The 1999-nt window shown below is 67.0% G+C and carries 5 protein-coding genes; 2 read left to right on the forward strand and 3 right to left on the reverse strand.

Annotated features, from left to right (window positions below; all coding sequences use genetic code 11):
- Window positions 1-201, reverse strand: a 201-nt coding sequence (locus tag AC1D1S_RS20900) for a chorismate mutase (RefSeq protein ID WP_476995421.1), incomplete at its 3' end; no start/stop codon positions are given.
- A 14-nt stretch (window positions 202-215) separates the two neighbouring features.
- Between AC1D1S_RS20900 and AC1D1S_RS20905 the strand changes: the two genes are divergently transcribed.
- Window positions 216-638 carry a VOC family protein gene (locus tag AC1D1S_RS20905; protein WP_476995419.1) on the forward strand — a complete coding sequence of 141 codons (423 nt, stop codon included), beginning with the start codon at window positions 216-218 and terminating at the stop codon, window positions 636-638.
- Between the two features lie 67 nt (window positions 639-705).
- Here AC1D1S_RS20905 and AC1D1S_RS20910 read toward each other — a convergent pair whose 3' ends face one another.
- Window positions 706-1452, reverse strand: a complete 747-nt coding sequence (locus tag AC1D1S_RS20910; protein ID WP_279293845.1) for an SOS response-associated peptidase — start codon at window positions 1450-1452, stop codon at window positions 706-708.
- 31 nt (window positions 1453-1483) lie between these two features.
- Complete coding sequence (locus AC1D1S_RS20915; protein WP_476995420.1) at window positions 1484-1747, reverse strand: hypothetical protein; 264 nt, start codon at window positions 1745-1747, stop codon at window positions 1484-1486.
- Here AC1D1S_RS20915 and AC1D1S_RS20920 point away from each other — a divergent pair.
- The gene (locus tag AC1D1S_RS20920) at window positions 1737-1994 is read left to right on the forward strand and encodes a mycoredoxin (RefSeq protein ID WP_011692168.1); all 258 of its coding nucleotides are present in this window, start codon (window positions 1737-1739) and stop codon (window positions 1992-1994) included. The two genes, AC1D1S_RS20915 and AC1D1S_RS20920, sit on opposite strands and share 11 nt — an antisense overlap.
- The last annotated feature ends 5 nt before the right edge of the window (window positions 1995-1999 follow it).

Below are 1999 nucleotides of genomic sequence, written 5' to 3' on the forward strand. Positions count from 1 at the left end.
GACCCGCTCCACACGCCCGGGCGCACGGACCTCGGCGCTGTCCGCCTTGAGGGTCCCGGCGATCCGGATCAGCCGTTCCCGGCGCCCGATCAAGGACACGATCTGCTCGTCCACCTCGTCAACAGCCACCCGCACGGCGGCGAGCTGTTCGCGGTCGGCCTGGGCGGCCTTGTCGTCTGCGTGATTTGTGGGCATGTGCATGACAGTATCGAAAGATGCAGCCACGAGTCGACTTCATATCGCTAGGTGTCCGCAGTGTTGACGCCTCACGCCGCTTCTACGTCGATGGCCTCGGATGGCCGGTCCACCGGGAAGTCCCCGGGGAAGTGCTCTTCATCCAGGTCAACCACGGCCTCATCCTCTCGCTCTGGGACGCGGGTCAAATGCAGTCCGAGGCGGCCACCGATCCCCCTGCCGGCATTGCCTGCATCACGCTCAGCCACAACCTGGCCGGCACGGCGGACGTCGACCGGGTGATGGCCGAAGCCGGGACCGCGGGAGCCCGCATCGTTGCGGCACCGAAGACCCAGCCCTGGGGCGGCTACACCGGCTACTTCGCCGATCCCGACGGCTACCGCTGGGAGGTCGCCTTCAACCCCGACTGGTCGGTCAACGGCGACGGCAAAGTAACGCTCTGACCTCAGGTGACCAGTACCGCCCCGTGCCTCGGCAGCCGCCTGGCACCTTGACAGGGCGGCGTACCCGCTAGAACAGGCTCCCCACCGGCTGGATGAGTTCCGGTGAGTCATTCCTGACGTTCCCGACGGCGGTTCCGACGGCGTCGATCGTCCAGCCTTCCGCGACGTCGTGCGCCCCGGCCCGGACCAGATCCACGAGCCCGGCCGCGTCATCGGCCTGCGGGTCCAGCCACGTCTGCATGGTCTCGCGGTTCATGGGCAGCGGAACCCTGTCATGCAGCGCGGTCAGCTCGGCCAGCATTCCCCCGGCGTAGCCCTCCGGCGGCGAGTCGGTGGTCATGATCGAGGTCGAGAGCATCCAGCGCTCCGGGTCGCCCTCTTCCTTGGACGGGTCCCGCCACCATTCATAGAGTCCCGCGAAGACAATGGGGCGTCCGTCCTTGGGATGGACGTAGTAGGGCTGCTTGGTGCGGCCCTCACCCTTCCACTCGTAGTAGCCGTCAGCCGGGACGGCGCAGCGACGGGCGCGGGTCGCTTTCCGGAAGGCGGGCTTCTCCAGCACGGTCTCGCTGCGGGCATTGATCATCTTCGACCCGATGCCCGGGTCCTTGGCCCAGGACGGCACCAGGCCCCACCGCGCAATGTGCAGTTGGCGGACCGGTTCTCCCTCCACCAGCCGTTCGAGCAGGATCGGCACATCCGCCGTCGGGGCCACGTTCCACGACGGCGGAATCGCGATCTCATCCTCCAGCCCGGCATCGAATTCGGCCAGCAGGTCTCCGACGGCCCGGGCCATCACGTAGCGTCCACACATGGCACCAGCATGCCACCGCACCCATCCCATGTCATCCGCCCAGCCGCCGTCGCGCACCCTGCGGGAAGACCATTTTGAGCCCGCCGAGGTCGCCGGCAACGTGCGAACTCGCCGGAACTTTCCGGCGACTTCGCATCTTTACCGCGAATTCGCGTCCGACGGCGTAGGGGGCAGCCTTCTCTGCGGGAATAGCGGGCTGCGGGGTACGGTTGATGACAGTGACGTACGACTTCAGTGGGGCCGGCCCGATACGCCGGCCCCACCACTTACTTGAGGAGAACTTCGTGGACTTCACCCCGGAATCCGGCACCATCACCATGTTTTCGACCACGTGGTGCGGCTACTGCAACCGGCTGAAGAAGCAGCTGGACGCACAGGGCATCGGGTACACCGAGATCAACATCGAGGAAGTCGAAGGCACGGCCGATCTCGTCGAGCAGCTCAACGGAGGCAACCGCACCGTCCCCACCGTGCTGTTCCCGGACGGCACCGCCGCCACCAACCCCTCCGCAGCTGAGGTCAAGAGCCGCCTCGCCGCCTAGGCCCT

Source organism: Arthrobacter sp. P1_A5 (assembly GCF_056406825.1).

Bases quoted from the DNA above. Each gene is read 5' to 3' on its own strand.
- AC1D1S_RS20905 (WP_476995419.1), top strand. From the start codon at position 216: ATGCAGCCACGAGTCGACTTCATATCGCTAGGTGTCCGCAGTGTTGAC.
- AC1D1S_RS20910 (WP_279293845.1), bottom strand. From the start codon at position 1,452: ATGTGTGGACGCTACGTGATGGCCCGGGCCGTCGGAGACCTGCTGGCC.